Origin of the sequence: Vibrio tapetis subsp. tapetis, from assembly GCF_900233005.1 — a bacterium.
GTDB classification, from domain to species: domain Bacteria; phylum Pseudomonadota; class Gammaproteobacteria; order Enterobacterales; family Vibrionaceae; genus Vibrio; species Vibrio tapetis.
In genome coordinates this window covers 2,176,241-2,202,424 of the sequence record NZ_LT960611.1, presented here as the reverse complement: position 1 = coordinate 2,202,424, position 26,184 = coordinate 2,176,241, and the positions used below count along the sequence as shown (strand labels likewise).

Here is a 26,184-nt window from a genome sequence, read left to right as displayed (position 1 = left end):
AGAAATTAGTAGCTGTATATACAGCCAGTTTTTCTTGCATTCCCAGAGCCAGATTGGATAATGTGGCTCTTATTCCTATAAAAGAACATCTTGCATGTCACGCCTGTTTATTGCCGAAAAACCCAGCCTTGGTCGTGCTATTGCTTCAGCGTTACCTAAACCTCATAAAAATGATCAAGGTTTTATCCGCTGTGGTAATGGCGACATTGTTACTTGGTGCATTGGTCACTTGTTAGAGCAAGTCGAACCAGACGCTTATAACGACCGATACAAAAAATGGAATTTAGGCGATTTACCTATCGTGCCAGATCAATGGCAACTACGTCCTCGCAAAAGCTCGAGCAAGCAACTTACGGTGATAAGAAAGCTGCTAAAAAGTGCCAGTGACATAGTGCATGCAGGGGATCCTGATAGAGAAGGGCAACTGCTGGTCGATGAGGTCATCGACTATTGTAAAGTGTCTAAAACAAAAAAAAGCGCGATGCAACGCCTGTTGATCAGCGACTTGAACTTACCTGCAGTGAAAAGAGCGTTGACGACGATGCGTTCTAATCGCGATTACATTCCTCTTTCTGTTTCTGCTCTCGCTCGTTCTCGTGCTGATTGGCTCTACGGGATGAATATGACTCGCGCTTATACCTTGCTTGGCCAAAAGGCAGGATATCAGGGTGTGCTGTCTGTTGGGCGTGTACAAACCCCTATTTTAGGCCTAGTGGTTCGCCGAGATGAAGAGATAGAGAACTTTGTTCCGCGAGATTTTTTCACACTTCATGCTCTTATTCCTTATCAATCTACTCATGGTACTTTTGATATTCGAGCTCGTTGGATACCAAGTGAAGCCTGTGCGCCTTGGCAAGATGAAGAAGGGCGAGTTCTGAACCGCAAGCTGGTCGAGAATGTCGCTAATCGAATTAAGGGGCAACCGGCAACCGTGGTTGAATCTGAGCAAAAGCAAACCAAACAAAATGCGCCTTTGCCCTATTCGTTATCTTCTTTGCAAATTGACGCAGCTAAACGATTTGGCATGAGTGCTCAAGATGTTCTCAATACTTGTCAATCTTTATACGAGAAACACAAGCTCATCACCTATCCGCGTTCGGACTGCCGATACTTGCCCAATGAACATTATGCTCAGGCGGCGTCGGTCACAAGTGCGATTGCAAACAATACAAGCGAGTTGGCACAAGCGGTCAACGGGGCTGATCTGTCGATTAAATCTAAAGCTTGGAATGACAAAAAGGTGGATGCCCACCACGCCATTATCCCAACCCCCAAAAAGGCGTCGGCCAACGCTTTGTCTGGCCATGAAATGAAAATCTATCAGCAGATAGCGCGTCAATACCTGATGCAGTTCTATCCTGCGGCGGTATATGCCGAAGCTAAGCTGGTGTTCGATATCGCTGGTGGTCAGTTTGTTGCGAAAGGTAAGCAGATGCTGTCACCTGGATGGAAAGCCTTGCTAGGCAAAGCAGCCGCTGAAGATGATGACGGGGTGGATACCGTCCCACCGTTAAATAAAGGGGAAGTGCTAACTTGCCGTGAGGGTGACATCAAAGATAGAAAGACCGAACCACCAAAGTACTTTACGGAAGCTACCCTATTACAAGCGATGACAGGCATAGCTCGTTTTGTTGAAGATAAAGAGCTTAAAAAAATACTGAGAGATACTGATGGCCTCGGGACAGAAGCCACTCGTGCCGGTATTTTAGATACGCTATTTAAGCGACAATTGCTTACGAGACAGGGTAAAGCTATCCACAGTTCTGTGGCTGGAAGAGGATTAATACACGCGTTACCCAATGATTCCACTTTTCCAGACATGACCGCACATTGGGAGCATCAGTTGCAGGGGATGGCAGAAAAGAATCAAGCTTACCAACCTTTCATGCAAGCATTAGAAGATAAAATTGACGGATTAATGACTCAAGTAAAAACGGGGCCAGTTCCGGAATCTTTGCGTCATTTGCCAAAAGTTGAACGTCCGGCTTATAAAAAACGAAGAGCGACAGGAGCCAAAAAGGGAGCGGCGAAAACTAGAGGTTCATCTAACAAAAAGTAAGAGCGCGTATCCGTGCGCTTCTTTTATCAGTATGGCGGTGAGGCAGTTTACTCTCGGTTCTTAACGGTGTGAGGGGCGTTGACGATTACCAAGGTAATTCGTTACCATCGTAGTTAATGAAACGCCCGCTTTGTTGTGGCGTGAGTGTTGAGATAAGCTTGAATAATGCTTTTGCACTTTCGTCTGTGGAAATTAAAGCATTTGGTCCACCCATTTCAGTTTGAACCCAGCCAGGGTGTAATGCAGCGACTTTATAACCTTGTTCTGATAAATCATTGTGAAGACTTTTTACGACAGAATTGAGCGCCGCTTTAGAAGAGCGATAGATATAGCCTCCACCAGAGGTGTTCTCTGTCATGCTGCCGACTTTTGAAGAAATACAAACAATGGTTTTTCCTGAGGTGTTTTCTAGCTTCTCGTGCAGGAGTTCGACTAGTTTTAATGGTGCAATGGTATTCACCTCTAGAGCTTTTCGCCATTCATTAACATCGGTTTTACCGAAGCCGTATCCTTTTGGTCCATAATATCCGGCGTTGTTTATCAGAACGTCGATGGGGTCAATCTCACACACGGAACTGGCAATTTCGTCGTAATCGGTAATATCAATGCAGTAAAGTGTCAGGTTTGGGTATTGTTCCGTTAACTCGAGCAGCTCTTGAGCGCTCGATGCCAGTCGATAAGTAGCAGAAACCTGCCAGCCATTGGTTAAGTATTGCTGCACTAGTGCTAATCCGATGCCTCTATTGGCGCCGGTAATCATTACATGGCTCATTGAGCCTCCACCTTGTTTTATCGGAAAATCACTGTAGCGAATTATTCTGTAAGCTGGAAGTGAAGAGATCAATCCTTAAGTAGAGTCTGATGTAATTAATAGGATGCCTTGATCTAAGTCATATCTCGCAAGCGAGCCATTTTAGTAAGGTGATTTCTAGTGCCTGAACCGTTAACATAGACATAACTTTTTGTTATCTCGTATTATTGATTTGCCATGCTAGCTGTTATTTATCACCCTATCTATTCTGATTTGCCCCTGCCTTCAGGCCATCGCTATCCGATTAATAAATATCGTTTGTTGTACCAGCACGTACGAGTATGGGAGCAAACAGAGGGCATCGCAATAAAGGTATGCAAGTCGGAGCCTTTAAGCGTTGAAGACGTTTGTTCAGTACACGAATTGGCTTACGTTGAGTCATTGGTTGAAGGCCAGTTACCTGCCGCCAAAATGAGACGCATCGGTTTCCCGTGGAGTAAAGAGCTGATTGAGCGTTCTTTGACTTCAGCTGGGGGAACAGTGCTCGCAGCTCAAATGGCCTTACAAGAAGGTGTTGCAGTACATTTAAGTGGTGGGTATCACCATGCTCATTACGATTACGGCAGTGGCTTTTGTTTATTTAACGATTTGGTTTTAGCCTCTCATTTTGCTCTTGACAAAGATGGCGTTGATAAAGTGCTCATTATTGATTCTGATGTACATCATGGCGATGGTACGGCGACCCTTTGCGCTAACAGAGAAGACATTGTCACCTTATCTTTTCATTGCGCAAAGAACTTCCCCGCAAGAAAACCAAGTTCCGATTACGACGTTCCTCTGGAGCGAGAGTGCGAGGACGATGTGTTCTTGTCATATTTTGAGTCCGTCGTGACAATGGCCGTTGCACACCACCAACCGGATCTTATCGTTTATGACGCGGGTGTTGATATTCATATCGATGATGAGCTGGGTTATATGAATATTTCCACGGAAGGCTTGTACAAGCGAGATTGTTTGATGCTAAGTATGGCTAAAGAAAAAGGGATACCTATTGCAGCCGTCGTTGGAGGGGGGTATCGAGCTGATCATGCTGAATTGGTGCCGTTACATATGCAGTTGCTACACGCGGTGGAGCGTGTTTTCTGAGAATAAATTAAAGGCGCTGAAATAACAGCGCCTTTTGGGATACCAGTCACCTAATGTTAAAGATTGTACTGGACGCTACTTCTTAGTGAGAAATGCTTTTTAATGAGTAAACGATAGAAGACATTTTTCCATGAGTCTCCCAACCACCAAGTTGGTGTTGATCGTACTCATCGCTTTGAAATAGTTTTTTCAGAGCAAGGTTTTTTTCTTCGTAGCTCCAACTGGTAAGGGCGATGGTTTCTTTCACATTCATCGCATTGTTATTAGTCGGATGTGTTGCTTCGAAAATGACGATATCTCCATTTTCATATTTCCACTTAGCCTTCGCGACTAGCTGTTCAGTGACGGTATCACCATTCTGACCTGAATCATTCAGTTCTTTGATGTGAACCGAACGCTCTCCAAGGTTATTTTCATAGAACACGTAGTTATCTTGGGAGCTACGTAAAGAAAATGACTTAGAGGCTAAGGTTCGAACAAAGTTGGTGATTACGGACTCGACGTTTGTGACTGTTGCGCTATTGCTCTTACATTCTGAGATGGCTTGTTGGTACTGCTCTGGTGTCGTTAATGAAGTCGGAATATCATTTTGATTGACCGCATCATCTGAGGTGTTACACGCCTTGGTCGCTATGTATTTCACACGCATTGCTAGTGGTGCCATCTTATCTTGGTAGCCCGCAGTGAGATCAGATGTGATGGTGTAATACTTACCATCGATTAAGTTGTCATCTCCGGTACCGTTCAAATTGTTGAACGTAATAACCGGTTCTCCATTGCTGGTGTCCTGACATAGCGTTGTGATGGCTGTTGAGCGATTTTCGTTAGAGAGATAGAAACTACCATAAATTGTTCCTAAATCTGCACATGTTAGAGTAGAGCTGAAACTAACAGCGGCAATAGGTTGTTCATTTAGGTTGGATCGGCCATTCAGTGTTATGCCTACGTCACCGTTTATGTACTGATCATTTTTCCAAACAAAGTAACGATACAAGCTATAGCCACTTTCCATATTTAGTGCCAAATCTGCGTGTTTTGTATTACCAAAGAAGTTTGTTAACCAGACCGTTGGTCCTCCGGTATTTTGTCCGGCGACTGAGGTTGCCCGGACGAAGTAGCCGTTATTAGTGAAAGTATCTATTGGCTTTAGAATTGTGAAGTCATCTACGACGGTTTTGTTCTCTTCAGTAACCGTGGTTCGTAGAGTATCGCCATTCACTTGATATGTTCCCACGTGCTCCGTCGGCTCAATACACGCATAGGTGAGCTCGTTTTGTTTTGGCGAGAAATAGACAAGGCCGTTTTTAAACTCGACACCGTTACACGTAAGTTGAGGGTGCTCAGAAATACTCTGATTATCAATATTATAAAATGCGTGATTTTCTAGTGGGTGGGTGACCGCTACATCGGAAGGTTTAACCGTGAAGAAAATTGTGGTACTGGCTTGATCTTGGTTGACTCCATCTTCGGCCCAAATAGCGATGTTAACTTCACCTTCGACAGTAGGGGTGCCTGCGATAACCAATTGCCTATCTACAATAGATGAAGAAAGCCCAAACCCGTCTAGATGGGTTTTGATAGTCAAAGAAGCAACATCTTCATCAAGGAATAACCCATCTAAACTGAATGTTTGGCTCGGAAATTCAACGCCTTTTGTGAAGTCGAGGCTTTTAAGAGTCTGTTCTAATGCCGCTTGAACCGTTGAATCGATAGTAGGCGCTGCATTTGTTGAAGTTAAGGTAAGAATAAACTCTACTGGGTTAGATTTTGCACCGTGATTATCGACTGCCGAAATGTAGAAGCCATATACTCCGGATTTATCCATTTTCACACCAGAAAGCACACCATCGTTACTGATCGTTGCCCCATTTTGGTGCCCGCTATCGACGGCAATTTTGTAGGTGAAAACGTCACCGGTGTCGTTGTCATTAAATAACAAGCCATGATCGGCTACTAGATTGAAATTGGCAGTCCCACCGGATGCTTCTGCTGTCTTTGTCAGGTTTTTTCACCAGCACTTACTGGTCGGTGGTTAACTGTAATTGGCGCGACACTTCCATCTTCTGCTATGTCACCAATAATTGGGTTGAAACCCTCTAAATCGTTCGCTGTTGCTTTGTTTTTGACTTCAGTTGCAACTTGCTTAACGATGGTGAGTTTTGCTTCTGGCGTGATGTTAGTTTTAGCATGGTTATCAACTAGGACTTCGCCAATAACTTCTAATTGCTTGCTCTTAAGTTTATCTTCCGGAGAGTTAGACGTTGCAAGATAATCCCCAAACGCATCGGTTTCATCAATTTGAACACCACTTTCAACGATAGCGTCAACCACTGCTTTCTGAGCAAGAGCTAATGTAAGGGTGTTATCTTTTTCTAATTTTTCCACAACTAAGTTAGATAGAGGATTAACGACCTCTGAGCCTGCAGGTGCTTTAAGCGTGAAGGCCTGAGCAATAAGACCACGGGTCATATCAATCGTTGTTCCTGCGGTAGCGGTTACGCATACCGCTTTACCTTTATGTAGCTCACTAACCTTTATTTGACCTTTATCATCAGTTAACCCGACGTTTGTCTCACATATACCATCACCATCGCTATCAATGTTTACGGACGCTTTATGTAAGTAGCCATCCAATGCTGTTACTGTGAAACTCTTAGATGGTGACGGATTTGATGATGTAGAGTCATCGCTGCCTCCCCCACAGCCAGAAACTAGTGCCGCAGTAATCGCCGTCGCAAGTATGGTTTTGTTGTTATACAACCAACGTGTGTTCATTCAGTATTCTTCCCTAATAGATATATCAATAAAGTGGCTTAGTGCCGTGTTTCTTATATTAGATTTTTCGTATGCAATCATAAGCTAACAAACAAGGTGAAGTTATTGATATTTTATATATTAGTGATCACTATCACTCATTTTATAGATGGGTAGCACTGGTTATAGCGCGGTTACGATTTGGATTTTCGACGAGATAAACGTTTTATTTTCAATAGCATCGGAAAAGGCGAGTGATTATGGTTTGGAATTTGAAGACGCTGCTTTGAGTATTATTCTCAAAATTAAGACGACAAAACCGCCAAATGATTAATGGTTTTTTTGAATTGGTGGAGCCAGACAAGGACTAGGGGGGGATTTGCTTCAAATCTTACCACCCAAATTCAAGACGAAAAAAGCGGTTAAATGATTAATGGTTTTTTTGAATTGGTGGAGCCAGACAAGGACTAGGGGGGATTTGCTTCAAATCTTACCTCCCAAATTCAAGGCGAAAAAAAACCGCTAAATAATTAGCGGTTTCTTCGAATTGGTGGAGAGATAGGGATTTGAACCCTAGAGCCGCTACAAACGACTGCCGGTTTTCAAGACCGGTGCTTTCGACCACTCAGCCATCTCTCCGTTGTTGAAGCGAATAATATAGGGGACTGGAAACCTTGTAAACCCCCAAATGAATCGTTTGCTGGTTTTGTGCGCAATTTAGGGTAAAAAATAGGGTTTTATCATTTTATGGTGAATTGTTAGGTACTTATCGACGGGGTGGGAGCCAGTACCGAACTAAAGGAGAAACAAAACCTGCACAATGTAAAACGCCGCAGACTCAGTCTACGGCGTTTACGTATTGAAGCTAAGGATGTTACAAGCAACAACTACTGTTCGTTGAAAAAGCGTTTTTGCTCAGATAAACCTTGCATCAGAATAGACAGTTTCGGTTTTGCATCTGAAAGGCGTTGATAGTCTTGATTGTAAACTTTGTAGTTACCAAACTTATCAACCACAGTGGTGGATTTGTCTGTAATCAGCGCAACTTCTCGTCGATCTCCCGCAATGATCCAGCTGCGATTTTCTTTATCAAATAAATTCTTACCGCTACTGAAATCCGTTGGGTTAGACGATACACCAATCAGTTCATGTAAAATCGTCGCAGAGAAATCGAGATGGCTTGTTTTATGGGTGTACTTAGTCGGTTCCATGTTCGGCCAATGAATGATCATCGGAACTTGAAGTTGGAACTTACTGTAGTTGGTGTTTGAACCCCAAGAATTTGTTTTTGTGTCGTTGAATTCGGTGCCATGGTTGGACGTAAATACAACCACCGTGTTCTTTATTAGGTCTGCTTCTTGAAGCGATTCTATGATGCTTCCTATTAGCTCATCTGCATTTGATGTTGCTTCCAAATAGGCCTTTTTCAAACGAACAGAAGTATCATTATTTGATAGTTGCTCTGTCTTGATATGCTGTGAATTTGCCAACGTATTTAGTTCAATGTAACTAAACCAAGGCTCAGATGATGAGTCTGCTAGCCAATTTTGCCAATCATTCACAGCGCGTTCGTCATTTTGCTCTTCTGCTGGAGTCTCGCTGTTTTTTGAAGACTGATTGCGAAAAATGGTTTCGTTATAAAGGTCATCATCAAAGTTGTCTCCGCTAAATAGCGCAAACTGGTAATCTTTTTCTTGTAGTAAAGAGAGCATAAGAGGGTTATCACCCTGTGCTTTAATACTATCGGCATAACTGCTTGGTAAACCATAGAACAAACCAAACACGCCGTACATATCGTTACTAGCACTGTAGTGATTTTGGAAGTACTGACTCTCTTGTGCAAACTGATACAGGTTAGGAGTATTTTGTTCTGATACCGTGTCGGCACGCATGTTATCTAACATGACAACCAATACGTTATATTTGTCACCACGGTTATTGTACTGCAAAGGCTCAAGTGGGTACTTCACTAGCTTCACTTCACCGCTGTATTCATCTAATCGTTGTAGATAGTCTGTGCGTTCCAAAAGCCCATGGCGCTCCATGAAGCTTTTTGCCGTCATCGGATAAGAAAGAGGAAAATTAGCGCGCTGACTCGTTATCGGGCCATAGAAATACGCATCAGCCCATGCAAATAAGACGTGACTTGCCATGAAACAAACAAAAAAGACGCCCGCGAGTGGCCTACCAATATGCTTGTGTGCAAGTTTTCTTTGTTTGCGCCATACCCATTCAGAGAGGGCGAGCTGGAGCAGGAATATGACAGGAATTAGGATAAATAACTGCTGCCATTTTGGCGCCAAATTCCCTTCTTTACTGACTAATAGCTCCCAAATTAAAGGACTTAGATGCAGGTGCATCTCTTGATAAACTTGGGTATCAAGCAATAGTGCAGTTAGGCCAACGGTTGCAAAGCAGACGGCAACAAAGCGGAATAGTTTGCGAGATGGCAAAATAAACGTGGTTGGGAACAGGATTAATATGTAGATAGCAAAAATCAGAAAGCTAAAGTGACCGACCCAAGAAATAGAAAGGTACACTTGCCCTAACGTTGTTTCAGGCCATGGAGACTGAGTGATATAACGTGTACCAATTAACATCGCAGCAATGATGTTAAAGAAGGCAAACCAATGTCCCCAGCTTACTAGCTTTGAAACACGTTCACTGTATGAATTTCCGCTATCTACCATTTAATAATCGTTCTTAATATTTAGTATTAGTGAGAAGCATGGCCATCAACAGATGAAGTCAGTGCTTGTGCAAACTTTTCTTCAATCGCTTTACGTTGTGAAGCCGCAACGTTTTGATTTAGTACATTGGTCGCAATATTCCCTGCAATCATCAATGTTAGCTCAGTACCCGCTCCATGTTTATCTAACACGGCAGCAATTTCTGCCAGAATAGTTTCAACTTGTTCGTCACTGTATTTCGATGTAATAGGCATATAGACTCTAATAATGATAGTAAAAGCGGCTTATGATAACCTACTCTCACTTACAACTGAAACTAGAACGTAAAAAATCCCTATGAGCCTTTATCTTTCTAACGTAATTCTTCATCAATTAGAGAAAAATGACCAAGACGAGCTAGTGGTTAACTTTCGCCAAGCCGCTTTGGAAAACGACGCATCTTCAGAAAGCCTTGTTGCTGAACTGCATCGTGTATTTAATAGCAAAGCAGGCAAAGGCTTTGGTACCTTTAGTTCCGACAGCAATTTTAAATCATGGTTGCAAGAATTTCGCCAAGGTGAGCGAGATTTTTACGATTTCTCACAAATTAGTGCAAATCGCTTGAAAGAAGAACTCTCTAAGTATCCTTTTGCGGATGAAGGGATTTTGGTTCTTGCTGAATATCAATCGCTTGCGACAGATTTCTTGTTTATTGGTTTGTTGCCATCAAACCAAAGCCTTAAAGTGACAGAAGGTTTAGATATCAGTGCGACTGACTATTTAGATATCACAAAAATGGACATCGCGGCAAGAATTGACCTATCTACTTACCACAGTGATCCAGAGTCAAACCGTTACCTGGCTTTTATTAAAGGTCGTGTGGGTCGTAAAGTGTCGGATTTCTTCCTAGATTTTCTTCAAGCGGAAGTGGGTTTGGACTCTAAGCAGCAAAACCTGGTACTGATGCAAGCGGTAGAGGATTTTTGCAGTGATGAAAAACTAGAAAAAGAAGAAGCATCTAATTATCGTAAGCAAGTGGCTGATTATTGTAACGAGCAGATCAAATCTGGCGATGAAGTCGCAATAAAAGAGTTGTCTGGTGAATTGCCAGCGAGCAGTGATGGCACTAGCTTTTTGGACTACACTCAAGAGCAGGGTTATGATTTAGAAGAAAGTTTCCCTGGTGATCGTACCACAGTAAGAAAGCTAACTAAATTTGTTGGCGCAGGTGGTGGCGTATCAATAAACTTTGATAGTTTGCTATTAGGTGAGCGTATTTTCTATGATCCAGAGACAGACACGTTAACGATCAAAGGTACTCCACCAAACTTACGAGATCAGCTTACTCGTAGAAATTCGTAACAAGCAATAATTAGAACGTGATAATTCAACAGTAATAGGGTGGGCTGAAGTCTACCCAATTTCTGATTGGTAGCAAAGGATGGCTATATAGATGAATAAGCGTCATTTGAAGTGGTACCTGCTGATTGCATTTTTACTATGGGGTTTGAGTGCTACTTTGGTGCTGATCCAACATCAAGCTGTGCAATCTCAGCGGGTTTCTTTGAGAGTGTTGGCTGGAGAATTTGAAAATTTTAGAAGCTCGCTAGCGACGCCTCAAGATGATCGAATGGCGCAACTTTCGAAGTTGGAGCGCGGTATAGTAAGAATATCATCCGCTCTTCAATTGGTTAATGAGACTAACAACAACGGGTTGATTTCGAGCGATCTTACTCAATTAGGTTATCTTACCGACCGGTTTAAAAACCAGGCCAGCGACTATATTAGTTTGCAGCTAAACCAACGAGGTTTGTCGGTTGAAATAGAGCATCAGGCTCATCACGATAAACAGTCTGAGGCCTTACCGCTTTATCACGAACTTGGCTCTTTTTTATTCGCGGCCTTTTATGCAAGAGAGCATTCCGATGACGTTGACTATCTCGTCCTTGAATCACTGCTAACTCGTTCAAAATTACTCACCTCTCCCGATAAGGAAAAACTCCAAGCGCTATTGTCGTTGACGTCTTCGGTATTAGCTGAGCAAGCTCAAGTTACAATTATTTTGACTGGTTTGCTGGATAGCACCATAAAAAATGAAGTGAGCAGGATGGATGCTGACTATGCCCAACACGAAAGTGGTTTACTGTATATTTCGATCTTCTCTGGATTTTTTGCTTTCTTAGTTATCTTTGTCACTGTGCTGATTGGTCAGACAAAGAAAGACCATTCGCTAAACAATTCATCGAACATTGCACCGAGTGACACGACAGACCCCTTTGAATTAAACGTGTTGCAACACAATCAATCCACACGGGCACGAGAACCAACAGCGCAAGATCACCCCGTAGAATCCCAAGTTGCAGAAAAACAGATATCGAGTGACACCAACCAGGCCGTAGCTGCCGTAGCACCAAAAGCGATGCCGATTAAGAATAAGCCTGACAACAAATTAGATATCGACTATATGCTCGAAACATTTGATCAAGACACTGAATCCGTTGTCATGGTTTTGGACGTTTTTTTAGCTGACCACCAAAATGATGCCGAAAAAATTAAGACGTATTTTGCAAAAGATCGGGTGATGGCATTGCGTGCTGCGCATAGTCTTAAGGGCGTTGCTGGTAACTTGGGGGCGGCCGACCTTAAAAGCACGGCACTTAAGTTGGAAAAAATGCTGGAAGAGTGTGCTGAGCTTCCACTTGATCTACTCACGGAGCTTGAAAATGACCTGTCTCAGGTTGTGGCTGAGGTATTGGTTTATCTGAAAACCGTTAAGTAGGTCTTTTTATCTGCTTTGCTACTCTTTATCTCTATACCTTTAATAAGGTTGAGACTAGAATGCTTGCGATAATTTCCTAGATAGGTTTGATATGATGCGTTGTTTTAACAAGCATTGGATAGTTTTTTTAGCGGTTCTATTAATCAACGGCTGCTCTGTGTTTGAGTTAAAGCTAGAAACTGACTCAGTGCCTTTAACGAAACAAGAACTCAATATGAGAATTTTGACTCGTGAATATGCGAAGTCGTTTTTTACTCAAGTAGAGGATGCCGCTGAGCAACTTTCTAGACAAGCCGATCAAAGTGATACCGCCTATCAGTCGAACCTGTTGTTATGGCAAATTTACGCGCTCGAGGGTATGCAAAACTCGGCTTATCAAGTTTCGCCAATGGCTGGCTTGATTGATTCATGGGTATTCACCTTGCAGATGGATGCGTTCTTTTCAACCGAAGCTGGTCAAAGCCTGTTCGTCTCGGGGGAAGCAAAGTCTGCATCGCATGCGTTAGCGCTCCAATTTGACTCCTTAGCCAGTAAACTTCTTAGCAAGCAATCGTATCAATCAAGTCGAACATTCAGTCATAACTTTGCAAAGCAGCACCCTTTTACGGATATTTGGTTTCGCCGTTCTCCTGCCTTTAATGACTGGTTAACATCGCAAGGTATTGATGAAAGTGAAGCGGTCTCCACGTTGGGTTCTATGCCCGAAGCTCTGGGGGATGTTTCTGACCGACTGAGTCTTGTTTCTGAACAAACACCGAAAATTATGGCGTGGAAAGCTGAGCTGATCGCCAGAAACAGCACGCTAAGTGGCGAAAAGCTGAATCAAACTTTAGACAGCATCACTCAGACGTCGTATAAATTCCAAGATTTTGTCACCAATAATCCAGAGTATATGAGGTACTTAGCTCAAGAAATGAGTAAGGAGCTGCAACCCTTAATTGCCGACATCGATCTCATGACGGATCAGAAACTCGAAAAGTTAACTCAAGAGAGGCAAGCCTTTGACAGCATGGTATCAAGAGAGCGAGTAGAAATCGCAGCAGTGGTGGCGGAGCAACGAGCGATGCTCACCCAAGACATGGATAAATTGTCAAAAGACGTCGTGACTTTAGCGATTCAAGAGCTTACCGAGCTTATAAAAAGTGTACTCATCTATTTTATCTTATTCGTTTTAGTGATTTTCTTTGCGCCTTTCGCATTGGGGTACTTTGTGGGTAAAAAAACCAAAGAAAGTGCATTGAAAAAGTAGAAAAATAGCCCTCCGAACGTTTTTTTTACATTTTTCATCTAAAAAGGGTTGTTTTCCATAACAGAAACTTTTATAGATGGGGAAAGCATATTTTAAAGAACACAGGGAGCGTAGAGATGATGAAAGTAGGTTTAGTTGGCTGGCGAGGTATGGTTGGCTCAGTTTTAATGCAGCGAATGGTTGAAGAAAAGGATTTTGACCTGATTGAACCTGTATTTTACAGCACATCACAAATTGGTATTCCAGCACCAGCATTAGGTAAAGATGCGGGTATGCTGCAAGACGCATTTGATATCGACAGCCTAAAACAATTGGATGCAGTCATTACTTGTCAAGGTGGTGGGTACACTGAAAAAGTATACCCAGCTCTTCGTCAAGCGGGTTGGAAAGGATACTGGATCGATGCCGCTTCTACGTTACGCATGGCAAACGACTCAATCATTACTCTAGACCCAGTAAACTTGAGTCAAATCCAACAAGGCATTCATTCTGGGACGAATACGTTCGTCGGTGGTAACTGTACAGTAAGCCTGATGTTGATGGCACTCGGCGGCCTATACGAAAAAGGCCATGTCGAGTGGATGAGCGCAATGACGTATCAAGCCGCTTCTGGTGCGGGTGCTAAAAACATGCGCGAATTGATTTCTCAAATGGGTGTTATCAATGACAGCGTTGGCAGCGAACTGGCTAACCCTGCAAGTTCAATTCTAGACATCGATCGCCAAGTCGCAGAAACACTTCGTTCTTCTTCTTTCCCAACAGACCAATTTGGCGTGCCTCTAGCCGGTTCATTGATCCCTTGGATTGATGTAAAGCGTGAAAACGGTCAAAGCAAAGAAGAATGGAAAGCCGAAGTTGAAGCCAACAAAATTTTAGGTCTTCAAGACTCTCCAGTACCCATTGATGGTACGTGTGTTCGTATCGGTGCCATGCGTTGTCATGCTCAAGCACTTACGATCAAACTAAAGCAGAACATCCCGATGGATGAAATCGAAGAAATGATCGCAACGCACAATGACTGGGTTAAAGTGGTTCCTAATGATCGTGACATCACGGCGCAAGAACTGACTCCAGCTAAAGTAACCGGCACCTTGTCTGTACCGGTTGGTCGTTTACGTAAAATGTCGATGGGTGATGATTTCCTAAATGCGTTTACGGTAGGTGACCAATTATTGTGGGGTGCTGCCGAGCCACTTCGCCGTACGTTGAGAATCATACTTGCTGAAAAATAAGATCTGATTGTCTATCGACACTCAGTCGATAAGAAAAACGCTTCTAGCTTCTATATATAGAAATTAGAAGCGTTTTTTTGTTTTTGGCGGGTATTGAGATGCGTTAACCCCGTTTTCCCTAAGGCTTGTCGGTTTCTATCGGGACAACTCTATCTTCAGGTGTCGCCAATTCGCTTCCGCAGTGTTTGCAATGCAGTGCGTCTGTTTCGTGCCCACTGCGAGAGCAGTTAGGGCATTTGACTAAACTGCGGTGCGCATTCATTTCTTGGTTTAATTCGGCGGTAATAATCCCGGTGGGTACAGCGAGAATGGAGTAGCCCAATAACATAGTAAAGGCAGCAAGTGCTTTGTCTAGTGGAGTATGAGGAACAATGTCGCCATAACCCACCGTCGTAATGGTGACAATTGCCCAATAGATACTTTGAGGAATACTGGTGAATCCGTTTTCTGGCCCTTCTACAACGTAAATCATGGATCCCAAGATTGTGACCAAGATAGCGACAGTACTGAAGAAGATGATGATCTTCCTGCGTGACATGATAAGCGAACGTAATAGAAGGTTGGAATCTTGCAAGTACCGCATCAATTTCAATATTCGGAAGATTCGCATGATTCTTAATAGACGGATAACCGCCATGAAAGAGGCGCCGGGGAAGAAGAATGCTAGGTAGGTCGGAAGAATAGCCAGTAAGTCGATAATGCCATAAAAGCTCTTTGCATAGGCACTCGGCTTAGGCGAACAATAAAGTCGGCATAGATACTCTACCGTAAAGAGCGCCGTGAACCCGTATTCTGCGTATAAGAATAGGTGTGATATTTCGGAATCGCTCGCGAGGACGGAGTCGCCGATCAATACGCAAAGCGATACTAAAATAGCCGCGATCAGGGAAATATCGAACCAACGGCCACCTTTAGTATGCGTACCAAAGATGATGACGTACAAATGATGTTTTAACGAATGTTTGGCCATGTGCTTTAAACGAAAATTTGGGCGAATGGATCTATATTAACTGATCACGAGAGAAAAACAGAGTAGCAAGCCAGATAGCGAGATCTATCTGGCTAGGTAGGGTTACTATTACCTGAGGCTAGGGTTACGCAAGACCTGGGAAAAGATTCCGCACACCATTAGCGATAAACTCGATACCCAGTGCCGCCAAAATTAGGCCCATAATACGGGTGATAACGTTGATCCCCGTTTGGCCAAGAAAACGGACAATCAGAGGCGCAGAGCGGAACAGCAACCAGCTACAAAAAGAAAAAACGATAACGGTGATAGCAATGGCGAACGTATCGAACCAAGTTGGGTAACGAGAACCAAATACGATAACAGAGCTGATTGCACCCGGCCCCGCCATTAGAGGCATAGCCAAAGGCACAATACCTATTTGTTCACGGCTGATGTGCTCGGTCTGCTCTTGCTTGTTTTGTTTATCCTCACCAATCTTTCCGCTCATCATTGAAAAAGCAATGCTCATAAGCAGTAAACCACCGGCCACTCGAAATGAGTCCAATGAAATACTGAACATATCGAGTAACGCCTGACCAGCGATAAGAGACACAATCAATATTACGGAAACACCAATGTTAGCTGTAGTGGCTGTTTTAATCTTTTCTTCAGGCGACATGTGGTTAGTCAGTGATACAAAAACCGGCATGATGCCAACCGGGTTGACGGCGGCCACTAAGCCTAGAAAAAACTGTAAGTAGATAGCGAATTCGATAGTTTGCATGATGAGAAGGTCTCAATAGAACACAGGATAAAATAGAGGAGAAGAGCCTCTAATTCAGCTCGGGTAAATCGAGTTCGATTTTAGTCAAGTTTAAGTGAAATACGAGATAAATTTTGTCCCTTTTGACAAAAAATTTGGCGGTTAAGTTAAGTTGATAACAAGGCTATTAACTTTTCCTATAAATTAGACACAAACATACATAAAAAGTATTTTTATGTAAAAATGCAACAATGCGCACAGTTTCAATAAAATAGTGTGACATGTGTGGTGATGAATATCACATCCTATATACTAGCCTGTAGCACGCGGACACTGATGTCCACGGTTGTATTTTGGTTAAAAATGAAACTTTTTTACAGGGTAGTAAGCTTGCTTTGATTTAGCGATGTCTAATGGGCTATTTTTTGCACTGCTAAAAATAAATAACTTTATCGTTAATAATTAGTGATTTAAGTGCTTATTGATTGGTTTGTTAAATAACTTATCGCAATTAATTTTACATAACTGATCTGAGTCAATTATTTTACAAGATTGAAAGATTATACTCAGTTTTGAAAGCAATTTACTAAGTATGTCAGTTTAAAGAATCTTCATGATTTCAAGGTTTAACAACAAAACTTGCTACCTTAATAAATAGTTTTTAAATAATTTTTATTCTTTAGGAGATTCATTATGCCTGTAACAAATTTGGCTGAACTAGATGCTCTAGTCGCTCGCGTAAAAGCAGCACAAGAAGAGTTTGCAACATTCTCACAAGAGAAAGTAGACGCAATCTTCCGAGCAGCTTCTCTAGCAGCTAACCAAGCACGTATTCCTCTAGCGCAACAAGCGGTAGCAGAATCTGGCATGGGTATTGTTGAAGACAAAGTAATCAAAAACCACTTCGCGTCTGAATTCATCTACAACAAATACAAAGACGAAAAAACCTGTGGCGTTCTAGAAGAGAACGAAGAGTTCGGCACAATGACTATCGCTGAACCAGTAGGCATCATCTGTGGTATCGTTCCAACGACGAACCCAACGTCTACAGCAATCTTTAAATCTCTAATCTCTCTTAAAACTCGTAACGGCATCATCTTCTCGCCACACCCACGTGCTAAAAACTCGACGAATGATGCAGCTAAGCTAGTTCTTGATGCAGCAGTAGGTGCGGGCGCACCAAAAGACATCATCGGTTGGATTGACCAACCATCTGTAGAGCTTTCAAATGCTCTTATGAAGCACGATGGCATTGCTCTTATCCTTGCAACTGGCGGTCCAGGCATGGTTAAAGCGGCTTACTCTTCAGGTAAACCTGCAATCGGTGTTGGTGCTGGTAACGTTCCAGTTGTTATCGATGAAACTGCAGACATCAAACGTGCTGTAGCATCAGTTCTTATGTCTAAAACATTCGATAACGGTGTTGTATGTGCTTCTGAGCAAGCAGTTATCGTTATGGACGAAGTATATGACGAAGTGAAAGAGCGTTTCGCTACTCACAAAGCTCACGTACTAAGCAAAGCAGACGCTGATAAAGTACGTAAAGTACTGTTAATCGACGGTAACCTAAACGCAAAAATCGTTGGTCAACCTGCAACGGCAATCGCTGAAATGGCGGGTGTTAAAGTTCCTGCTGATACTAAGATTCTTGTTGGTGAAGGCATTGGCGAAGTATCTTACGACGACGAGTTCGCTCATGAGAAACTGTCTCCAACTCTTGGTATGTTCCGTGCTTCTTCTTTCGAGAACGCAGTAGCACAAGCAGTAACAATGGTTGAAATCGGTGGTATCGGTCACACATCTGGTCTTTACACTAACCAAGATACAAACGCAGACCGTATTCGTTACTTCGGTGACAAGATGAAGACTGCACGTATCCTTGTAAACATCCCGACTACTCACGGTGGTATCGGTGACCTTTACAACTTTAACGTAGCGCCTTCTCTAACTCTTGGTTGTGGTTCATGGGGTGGTAACTCTATCTCTGAAAACGTAGGTCCTAAGCACCTAATCAACAAGAAAACTGTTGCGAAGCGAGCTGAAAATATGTTGTGGCACAAACTACCTAAGTCTATCTACTTCCGTCGTGGCAGCCTTCCAATCGCAATGAGCGATCTTGAAGGTAAGAAACGTGCATTCCTAGTAACGGACCGTTTCCTATTCAACAACGGTTACGCTGACGAAATCGTTAAATTGCTTAAAGCTCAAGGTATCGAAGTTCAAACATTCTTTGATGTTGAAGCAGATCCAACACTTTCTGTTGTTCAGAAAGGTGCTGAAGCAATGAAGAGCTTCCAACCAGACGTGATCCTTGCTCTAGGTGGCGGTTCTCCAATGGATGCGGCTAAGATCATGTGGGTAATGTACGAGCACCCAGAAACTCACTTTGAAGAACTAGCAATGCGCTTTATGGATATCCGTAAACGTATCTACAAGTTCCCTAAAATGGGTGAAAAAGCAGAGCTAGTATGTGTAACAACTACTTCTGGTACAGGTTCTGAAGTAACGCCATTTGCTGTTGTAACAGACGACAAAACTGGTGCTAAGTACCCACTAGCAGATTACGAACTCACTCCTAACATGGCTATCGTTGATGCGAACCTTGTTATGAACATGCCTAAGTCTCTAACAGCGTTTGGTGGTTACGATGCAGTAACTCACGCACTAGAAGCTTACGTTTCAGTTCTTGCGAACGAATACTCAGATGGTCAAGCTCTTCAAGCGCTTAAGATGCTTAAAGAATACCTACCATCAAGCTACGCTAATGGCGCTGCTGACCCAATCGCTCGTGAGAAAGTTCACAATGCGGCAACCATCGCTGGTATTGCGTTTGCGAATGCTTTCCTTGGTGTATGTCACTCAATGGCTCACAAAGTGGGTGCAGAGTTCCACGTACCACACGGCCTAGCTAACGCATTGTTGATTTCTAACACGGTTCGTTACAACGCGAATGACAACCCAACGAAGCAAACTGCGTTCTCTCAGTACGCAAGCCCACAAGCTCGTCGTCGTTACGCTGAAGTTGCAGACCACCTAGGCCTAAGCCAAGTTGGTGACCGTACTGCTCAGAAGATTGAACGTCTACTAGCATGGTTAGAAGAACTGAAAATTGCTCTTGATATCCCGCTATCAATCCAAGCAGCTGGTGTTCCAGAAGCTGATTTCCTAGCGAAACTTGACCAACTATCAGTTGAAGCATTCGATGACCAATGTACAGGTGCTAACCCACGTTACCCACTAATCAGTGAGCTGAAAGAAGTGCTAACCGCTTCTTACTACGGTAAAGCATTTGTTGAAGGCGAAACGTTTGAAGGTACGACTGTTATCAAGAAAACAGAAGACCAAGCTGCTGCAAAACCAGCCACTAAAGCGAAAAAAGAAAAAGCGACCGCTTAATTGAGATAAGTTTTCGCTAGCACGAAACGTACCTAAGTAAGATCGTAAAGGCCCCGCCAAATTTGGCGGGGCCTTTTTTTTGTTTGCCCAGCGAAGCTGGCAAACCCATTAGGCTGAAAGAAGCCTAAATCACCCTGATTGAGGGGAAGATAATCCGAATCGCAAGGGCGTTGCTGGCCAACGGCAGGGTTTGAAGGAAGCGATAGGAAGTTAACAGTACACAACGAAAGTGAACCTGATTCGGCAATTTAGGTGGGTAAGCGTGCAAAATAGCGTGAAGCCCGATACTCAATCAGACCTAGATTGTGCTTGAGGGTGGCATTGTTAACAGGGAGCCAGTGCAGTAACTGGGGAAGCCTGACACCACATCCGAGCAAACGTCGGAAGCATAAACTCAAGGCGAGAGCCAAGATCTATGTTGGTGCGAGGTGGCAGATGAATCCGTAGTAGTGAGTAAAGCTCGGCCGGTGAAGCCCAGTAATGGTGTGGAGGATAAAACTGAGCTGACCATCAGTAACACGTCTGATGGGACAACATTTTGCCAAAAGCAATCTGGTGTTGCGAAGGGATGAAGTACATTTTAAGTCTGTGATGAGCAGATGTTTTTTTTTCAGTGGTATACAAGTTGATTAGCTATCGAGGTATTCCGTCTCGGTCTTTGTGAAAGCAAAGCACTGAAGCGAGAAACCGTACAAGGGAGTAACTCTGACTCACTCTAGTAAATTGCCATTGAGCTAGAAGGCTAGAGAGTGGAGTGAAATACACCAACACTGTGAGAGAGCATTTGTCCCCACACGGCACACAATCTAAAGGAAAAAGTTGAGAGTTTACTACAGTTTATATGGTCACTTGCTCCACAAAGAGCGACTCTATAAAGGATTTAAAAAAGTGTGGAAAGCGAAAGGCGCGGCCGGAATAGATAGGCAGAGCCTAAGCGACTACGCCCAAAATCTGAGTGATAACCTAGATCAACTTCTTCTGGAACTCAAAACCAAGCGATACACCCCTCAACCCGTCAGACGGGTAGAAATACCGAAAGATGATGGTGGGGTGCGATTACTTGGGATCCCAACAGTACGGGATAGAGTTGTCCAACAAGCTCTAAATGATCTATTAACCCCAATCTTCGAAGAGCAGTTTCACCCATCCAGCTTTGGGTATAGACCGAATCGAAGTTGTCACGATGCTATAAACAAAGCGACGATGTTCATCCGTCGATACGGAATGCAACACGTCGTAGATATGGACTTATCGAAGTGCTTCGATAAGCTCGACCACGAGCTTATTCTAAAAAGCATTAAGAAACGAGTCACAGACAGTAGCGTACTGGAGCTCATCAAACAGTTCCTGAAAAGTGGCGTAATGGTTGATGGAGAGTGGCAGCATACCGAGATAGGTAGTCCGCAAGGTGGAGTAATAAGCCCACTGATAGCGAACATCTATCTGGATGCGTTTGATCAAGAGATGCGAAAGCGAGGACATCGAATAGTCCGTTATGCCGACGACATACTGATCTTCTGTCGCAGCCGTAAAGGTGCAGAAAATGCGCAAGTACAGGCAACGAAGGTCCTGGAAAAACAGCTCAAGTTAACGGTGAACGAAACCAAATCACACATAGCGCACAGCGGCGAAGGTGTGAAATTCCTTGGAATAGAAATCGGTAGCCATTATAGCCGTATTCAGCCAAAGAAAATGTCGACGTTCAAAGGAAAGTTGAAGCGAGTGACAAGACGCAATGGCGGTAAGCCATTGTTAGAAGTCATTAAACAACTGAATCCACTTCTGAGAGGGTTCAGCCAGTACTTTCGAATAGCGAATGCCAACAGGGAGTTTAAGAAACTGGCCGCGTGGTTAAGGCGAAGACTTCGCAGCGTCCAATTACGATTATGGAAAAAACCGACCCGACTCCACCGCAGGCTAAGACAGCTAGGTTACGAAGGGTCATTCAGGTATATCTGTATGGATAGTTGGAGAAATGCTGCGAGTCCATTAGCCAGTTACTCGATGCCAAATCAATGGTTTAACGACCTTGGATTAGTGAATCTTGAACACGTTAGGACAGGATATGTGTTCAGCCATTATGCTGAATGGAAATGTGCATGAGCCGTATACGAGGTCCGTACGTACGGTTCTGTGAGAGGGATGAGGCGGAGACGCCTCACCCTACTCGATGTAAAGCAGAAAGAGCAAGGTTAACAGGGTAACAGGTCAGACTTCGTCCTACAGGTGATAGGAAGATCGTAGATTTCATGAATCGAGACTGTCTCAATTTCTGTGTAATTGCCTAAACTAAGCCTTAAAGGCTAAGGATAGGCAATATGAACAAGAAAGAGCTTGAAGCTTTCGCCAAGGAAGCAGCAAAAGGAATTAAAACCCCTGAGGACTTAACTGAGTTCAGCCAAATGCTGAAAAAAATTACGGTTGAGGCCGCACTCAATGCGGAAATGGATGAGCATCTTGGCTATGAAAAACACCAACCCTCTAGATCGAATAATAGCCGCAATGGAAAGAGTAGCAAACGCGTAAAAACCGAAGATGGCGAGTTTGAACTCGATACACCTCGGGATCGCCTTGGCTCGTTTGACCCCAAGCTAGTCAAAAAACACCAATCACGATTTACCTCTATGGATGACAAAATCTTGTGGCTCTACGCCCAAGGAATGAGTACGCGCGACATCGTAAACGCTTTCGATGAGTGGTACGGTGCGGAGATATCACCCAGCCTCGTATCGCGCGTCACAAATGCGGTGATAGAAGAAATAGTGGAGTGGCAATCAAGGCCACTCGATGCCATTTATCCTATCGTTTATCTCGATTGTATTGTGGTCAAGATCCGTCAAGACAAGCGTATCATCAATAAGTCGATTTTCCTTGCTTTAGGTATTAACACCGATGGTCAGAAAGAGCTAATGGGCATGTGGATAGCCGAAAACGAGGGGGCTAAGTTTGGCTGAGTGTTCTAACTGAACTCAATCAACGTGGTGTTGAAGATATCCTTATTGCGTGTGTAGATGGATTGAAGGGCTTTCCTGACGCTATCAATACTGTCTTCCCCCAAACGCATATTCAGCTTTGTATCGTCCATATGGTGCGGAACTCATTGAAGTATGTGTCTTGGAAAGACTATAAGGCGGTGACTGCCGACCTGAAACGAGTGTATCGCTCTACTACAGAAGATGAGGCTCTACTCGAACTGGAGCGCTTTGGCGAAGTCTGGGATGGGCAATATCCGCAAATATCTAAGTCCTGGCGCAATCACTGGCAGAACCTCAACACGCTCTTCAACTACCCAGAAGATATCCGTAGAGCCATCTACACAACCAATGCTATTGAGTCTCTCAATAGCGTGATCCGTAAAGCACTAAAAAAGCGGAAGATCTTCCCTAACGATGAGGCCGCAACCAAAATGGTGTACTTAGCAATCAAAGACGCCAGCAAGAAATGGACGATGCCCATTCAAAACTGGCGTCAGGCTATGAGTCGGTTTATTATCGAGTTCGAGGAACGTCTCGATAAACACGTTAACTAAATGGCAGTTACACAGAATCTGTTACAGCCTCGTCACTGACGCTACCGGCTCTTACTTATCTTTAAGTCGTCTACCCACCTTGTTTACTAAGAGCCACGCTTTTAGTCTCTTCTTTTCGCGCTGTATTTCCCATTTGTACTTGCTCTCTACCTGACCGGGGTGAAACTTTTAGAGTTCTGTATTTAAACCTGCCATAATCTTTCTTTTTGATATCAGCCAGTATTTGAATTTTATGAGCGCTACCAGCCCCATTGCAAAAACGTTTTCAGCTCAAGGAGCACTTGGCAAGGCCATTGAGGGTTTCCAACCCCGCCAAGCACAAACCGATATGGCAGAAGCGGTAGCAAAGGCAATTAAAAATCAAAGCCAAATCGTCGTTGAAGCCGGTACTGGTACAGGCAAAACGTTTGCGTATTTGGTTCCAGCCTTGTTGAGCCAAAAGAAAATTATCATCAGTACGGGCTCTAAAAACCTCCAAGAACAACTTTTTCACCGAGATTTACCCTTAATGGTGAGTTCGCTAGGGTTTTACGGCAATGTCGCGCTGCTAAAAGGCCGTTCTAACTACCTTTGTTTAGACCGCCTTAGTCGACAAATGATTGAAAGCCATACTCAGCACTCTGATCCAACATTGTTAACGCAGTTAGTGAAAGTTCGTAGTTGGTCATCAGAAACCAAAAGTGGCGATTTAGGGGATTGTGATGATATTGCCGAAGATAGCCCAATAATCCCGACAATCACCTCTAGTAATGACAACTGCTTAGGCAAAGAATGCCCAAGTTATCAAGATTGCTTTGTACTGAAAGCTCGTAAGAAAGCGATGGATGCTGACGTGGTTGTGGTGAATCATCACCTGTTTTTCGCTGATCTCGCCATTAAGGAAACCGGTTTTGGCGAATTGATACCAGAGGCGGGTGTATTTATTTTTGATGAAGCCCATCAGCTACCTGATATCGCAAGCCAATATTTTGGGTCATCGACCTCAAGCCGGCAACTTCAAGAGTTAGCGAAAGACATTGAAATAGGTTATCGCACTGAAGCAAAGGATATGCGGCAGTTACAAAAGGTTGCCGACAGACTAGTGCAATCAGCAATGGACATGCGAATTATCCTTGGTGAGCCCGGTTTACGTGGTAATTGGCGGGAAGCATTGAAGTGCCAAGCGGTGATTTCAGAGATGACTCGCCTTAAAGATGGCTTAGAATTAGCCATTGAAGTGCTGAAAATTGCGCTGGGCCGAAGTCAGTTACTGGATACGGCATTTGAGCGCGCTAATGCACTTAAAGCCCGTATTGATCGTATTTGTGATGTCAGTATCACGGGGTATTCCTATTGGTTTGAATGTACGCCACGCCATTTTACCTTGCACATTACACCGCTTTCAGTCGCTGATAAATTTCAAGAACAAATTGCCCTGAAGCAAGGTGCGTGGGTGTTCACTTCGGCAACACTTGCCGTACAAGATGACTTTAGTCACTTTACCCAGCGCCTTGGTTTAACGCCAACAGATCAATTTTCATTGCCTAGTCCGTTTGATTATCAGACACAGGCAAAGCTTTGTGTGCCTCGTTACCTACCAGAACCCAACAGCCCGGGTATGGCTGACAAATTAGCCAAAATGCTAGGGCCAATCATTGAAGGTAATAATGGTCGTTGTTTCTTTTTATGCACCTCTCACGCCATGATGAAAGAGTTGGCTGAGAGATTTCGTAACGACTTGTCGATCCCGGTTTTAATGCAAGGGGAAACCAGTAAACAAAAACTGTTGGCTGAATTTATGGAGTTGGGAAATGCTTTGTTGGTGGCAACGGGCGCATTTTGGGAAGGCATAGACGTTAGAGGCGATGCTCTAAGCTGTGTTATCATCGACAAACTGCCATTTACTGCGCCAGATGATCCGTTACTAAAAGCGCGAATTGAAGATTGCAGGTTAAGAGGCGGAGAGCCGTTTGCGCAGGTACAATTACCTGATGCGGTGATCACTCTTAAACAAGGAGTGGGGCGATTGATCCGAGATAAGCGAGATCAAGGCGCTTTGATTATCTGTGATAATCGTTTAGTGACACGCGATTACGGAGGGGTGTTTTTGCAAAGCTTACCACCCATCCCACGAACACGAGATCTAGAACAAGTGAGCGAATTCCTTGGTTCTATCTCATCTACATCTACAACGAATATTGATTGAGACGTTAATGAACGCAAAAATTCTTGCATTGGATACCGCAACTGAAAATTGTTCTGTTGCCCTATTAGTCGATGGCCAGCTGTACGCTCGAAGCGAAGTGGCTCCTCGTGATCACACTAAGAAAATTCTACCTATGGTAGATGAAGTATTAAATGAAGCGGGTATTCGTCTGCAAGATCTGGATGCATTGGCGTTTGGCCGAGGTCCGGGTAGTTTTACTGGCGTACGAATTGGCATTGGAATTGCACAAGGTTTAGCATTCGGAGCAGATCTTCCTATGATCGGAATTTCGACGCTAGAAGCAATGGCGCAAGCGACTTACCGCAAGCACAACACGCCTTATGTAGCGTGTGCAATTGACGCCCGTATGAGTGAAGTGTATTGGGGACGATTTACCCGTCAAGAAAGTGGCGAGTGGTTGGCGAGTGAGCCTGAATGTGTCATACCGCCACAAGATTTGGCGCAACTGGTTCAAGACGACTCAAATACATGGCTTAAAGCCGGCACTGGCTGGGACGCATATCAAGACAGCATCATGCCGCTACCTCTAGTACTGCAAGACAGTGACGTGCTGTATCCTGAAGCACAAGATATGGCGCTGTTGGCTCAATTTGAGTTGGCGAAAGGCAATACGGTTACCGCGGAAGAAGCGAGCCCTGTTTATCTGCGTGATACCGTCGCTTGGAAGAAACTGCCGGGCAGAGAGTAAACGGCAGTACACGT

Annotated in this window: 17 protein-coding genes, 1 tRNA gene and 1 pseudogene; 11 read left to right on the top strand and 8 right to left on the bottom strand. The window is 43.8% G+C overall.

Annotated elements, in window-relative coordinates; all coding sequences use genetic code 11:
- The first annotated feature begins 94 nt into the window (after nucleotides 1-94).
- Nucleotides 95-2,059, top strand: a complete 1,965-nt coding sequence (locus VTAP4600_RS09750) for a DNA topoisomerase III (protein ID WP_102522622.1) — start codon at nucleotides 95-97, stop codon at nucleotides 2,057-2,059.
- Nucleotides 2,060-2,144: 85 nt separating this feature from the next.
- Here the strand turns inward: VTAP4600_RS09750 and VTAP4600_RS09745 are convergent, their stop codons facing one another.
- On the bottom strand, nucleotides 2,145-2,831 hold the full coding sequence (locus VTAP4600_RS09745; protein WP_102522621.1) for an SDR family oxidoreductase: 687 nt from the start codon (nucleotides 2,829-2,831) through the stop codon (nucleotides 2,145-2,147).
- Between the two features lie 216 nt (nucleotides 2,832-3,047).
- Here VTAP4600_RS09745 and VTAP4600_RS09740 point away from each other — a divergent pair, with 216 nt between their 5' ends.
- Complete coding sequence (locus VTAP4600_RS09740) at nucleotides 3,048-3,956, top strand: histone deacetylase family protein (protein ID WP_102522620.1); 909 nt, start codon at nucleotides 3,048-3,050, stop codon at nucleotides 3,954-3,956.
- 82 nt (nucleotides 3,957-4,038) lie between these two features.
- On the opposite strand, the gene VTAP4600_RS09735 is transcribed toward VTAP4600_RS09740, so the two are convergent.
- The 5 genes from VTAP4600_RS09735 to VTAP4600_RS09715 all read right to left on the bottom strand — a co-directional run bounded on the left by VTAP4600_RS09735 (nucleotide 4,039) and on the right by VTAP4600_RS09715 (nucleotide 9,654).
- On the bottom strand, nucleotides 4,039-5,895 hold the full coding sequence (locus VTAP4600_RS09735) for a hypothetical protein (protein WP_102522619.1): 1,857 nt from the start codon (nucleotides 5,893-5,895) through the stop codon (nucleotides 4,039-4,041).
- 59 nt (nucleotides 5,896-5,954) lie between these two features.
- On the bottom strand, nucleotides 5,955-6,731 hold the full coding sequence (locus VTAP4600_RS09730; protein ID WP_102522618.1) for a hypothetical protein: 777 nt from the start codon (nucleotides 6,729-6,731) through the stop codon (nucleotides 5,955-5,957).
- Between the two features lie 527 nt (nucleotides 6,732-7,258).
- Nucleotides 7,259-7,349, bottom strand: a tRNA-Ser gene (locus VTAP4600_RS09725).
- A 248-nt stretch (nucleotides 7,350-7,597) separates the two neighbouring features.
- Nucleotides 7,598-9,400: a DUF3413 domain-containing protein gene (locus VTAP4600_RS09720; protein WP_102522617.1), complete on the bottom strand. Its 1,803-nt coding sequence runs from the start codon at nucleotides 9,398-9,400 to the stop codon at nucleotides 7,598-7,600.
- A 26-nt stretch (nucleotides 9,401-9,426) separates the two neighbouring features.
- Nucleotides 9,427-9,654 (bottom strand): YejL family protein, encoded by a 228-nt coding sequence (locus tag VTAP4600_RS09715; RefSeq protein ID WP_102522616.1) that lies wholly within the window; start codon nucleotides 9,652-9,654, stop codon nucleotides 9,427-9,429.
- 82 nt (nucleotides 9,655-9,736) lie between these two features.
- Between VTAP4600_RS09715 and yejK the strand changes: the two genes are divergently transcribed.
- The 4 genes from yejK (at nucleotide 9,737) to asd (ending at nucleotide 14,639) form a co-directional block, all read left to right on the top strand.
- Nucleotides 9,737-10,741, top strand: a complete 1,005-nt coding sequence (gene yejK / locus VTAP4600_RS09710; protein WP_102522615.1) for a nucleoid-associated protein YejK — start codon at nucleotides 9,737-9,739, stop codon at nucleotides 10,739-10,741.
- A gap of 91 nt (nucleotides 10,742-10,832) precedes the next feature.
- Nucleotides 10,833-12,158, top strand: a complete 1,326-nt coding sequence (locus tag VTAP4600_RS09705) for an Hpt domain-containing protein (RefSeq protein ID WP_102522614.1) — start codon at nucleotides 10,833-10,835, stop codon at nucleotides 12,156-12,158.
- A 94-nt stretch (nucleotides 12,159-12,252) separates the two neighbouring features.
- Nucleotides 12,253-13,407, top strand: a complete 1,155-nt coding sequence (locus tag VTAP4600_RS09700; protein ID WP_102522613.1) for a chemotaxis protein — start codon at nucleotides 12,253-12,255, stop codon at nucleotides 13,405-13,407.
- A gap of 119 nt (nucleotides 13,408-13,526) precedes the next feature.
- Complete coding sequence (asd, locus tag VTAP4600_RS09695; RefSeq protein ID WP_102523956.1) at nucleotides 13,527-14,639, top strand: aspartate-semialdehyde dehydrogenase; 1,113 nt, start codon at nucleotides 13,527-13,529, stop codon at nucleotides 14,637-14,639.
- 118 nt (nucleotides 14,640-14,757) lie between these two features.
- Here asd and VTAP4600_RS09690 read toward each other — a convergent pair whose 3' ends face one another.
- The gene (locus VTAP4600_RS09690) at nucleotides 14,758-15,609 is read right to left on the bottom strand and encodes an ion transporter (RefSeq protein ID WP_102522612.1); all 852 of its coding nucleotides are present in this window, start codon (nucleotides 15,607-15,609) and stop codon (nucleotides 14,758-14,760) included.
- A 124-nt stretch (nucleotides 15,610-15,733) separates the two neighbouring features.
- Entirely contained in the window at nucleotides 15,734-16,372 is a 639-nt protein-coding gene (locus VTAP4600_RS09685) for a YchE family NAAT transporter (protein ID WP_102522611.1), read from the bottom strand.
- Between the two features lie 672 nt (nucleotides 16,373-17,044).
- Between VTAP4600_RS09685 and adhE the strand changes: the two genes are divergently transcribed.
- The 5 genes and pseudogenes from adhE (at nucleotide 17,045) to tsaB (ending at nucleotide 26,170) form a co-directional block, all read left to right on the top strand.
- A complete protein-coding gene (gene adhE, locus VTAP4600_RS09680; protein WP_102522610.1) occupies nucleotides 17,045-19,747 on the top strand; it encodes a bifunctional acetaldehyde-CoA/alcohol dehydrogenase in 2,703 nt (900 codons plus the stop codon).
- Between the two features lie 819 nt (nucleotides 19,748-20,566).
- Nucleotides 20,567-21,850, top strand: coding sequence for a group II intron reverse transcriptase/maturase (ltrA, locus tag VTAP4600_RS09675; protein ID WP_102521018.1), 1,284 nt, complete (start codon nucleotides 20,567-20,569; stop codon nucleotides 21,848-21,850).
- 215 nt (nucleotides 21,851-22,065) lie between these two features.
- Nucleotides 22,066-23,276 (top strand): annotated as a pseudogene (locus VTAP4600_RS09670) (IS256 family transposase).
- Nucleotides 23,277-23,508: 232 nt separating this feature from the next.
- On the top strand, nucleotides 23,509-25,461 hold the full coding sequence (locus tag VTAP4600_RS09665) for a DNA repair helicase YoaA (RefSeq protein WP_102522609.1): 1,953 nt from the start codon (nucleotides 23,509-23,511) through the stop codon (nucleotides 25,459-25,461).
- A gap of 7 nt (nucleotides 25,462-25,468) precedes the next feature.
- Nucleotides 25,469-26,170, top strand: coding sequence for a tRNA (adenosine(37)-N6)-threonylcarbamoyltransferase complex dimerization subunit type 1 TsaB (tsaB, locus tag VTAP4600_RS09660; protein ID WP_102522608.1), 702 nt, complete (start codon nucleotides 25,469-25,471; stop codon nucleotides 26,168-26,170).
- The last annotated feature ends 14 nt before the right edge of the window (nucleotides 26,171-26,184 follow it).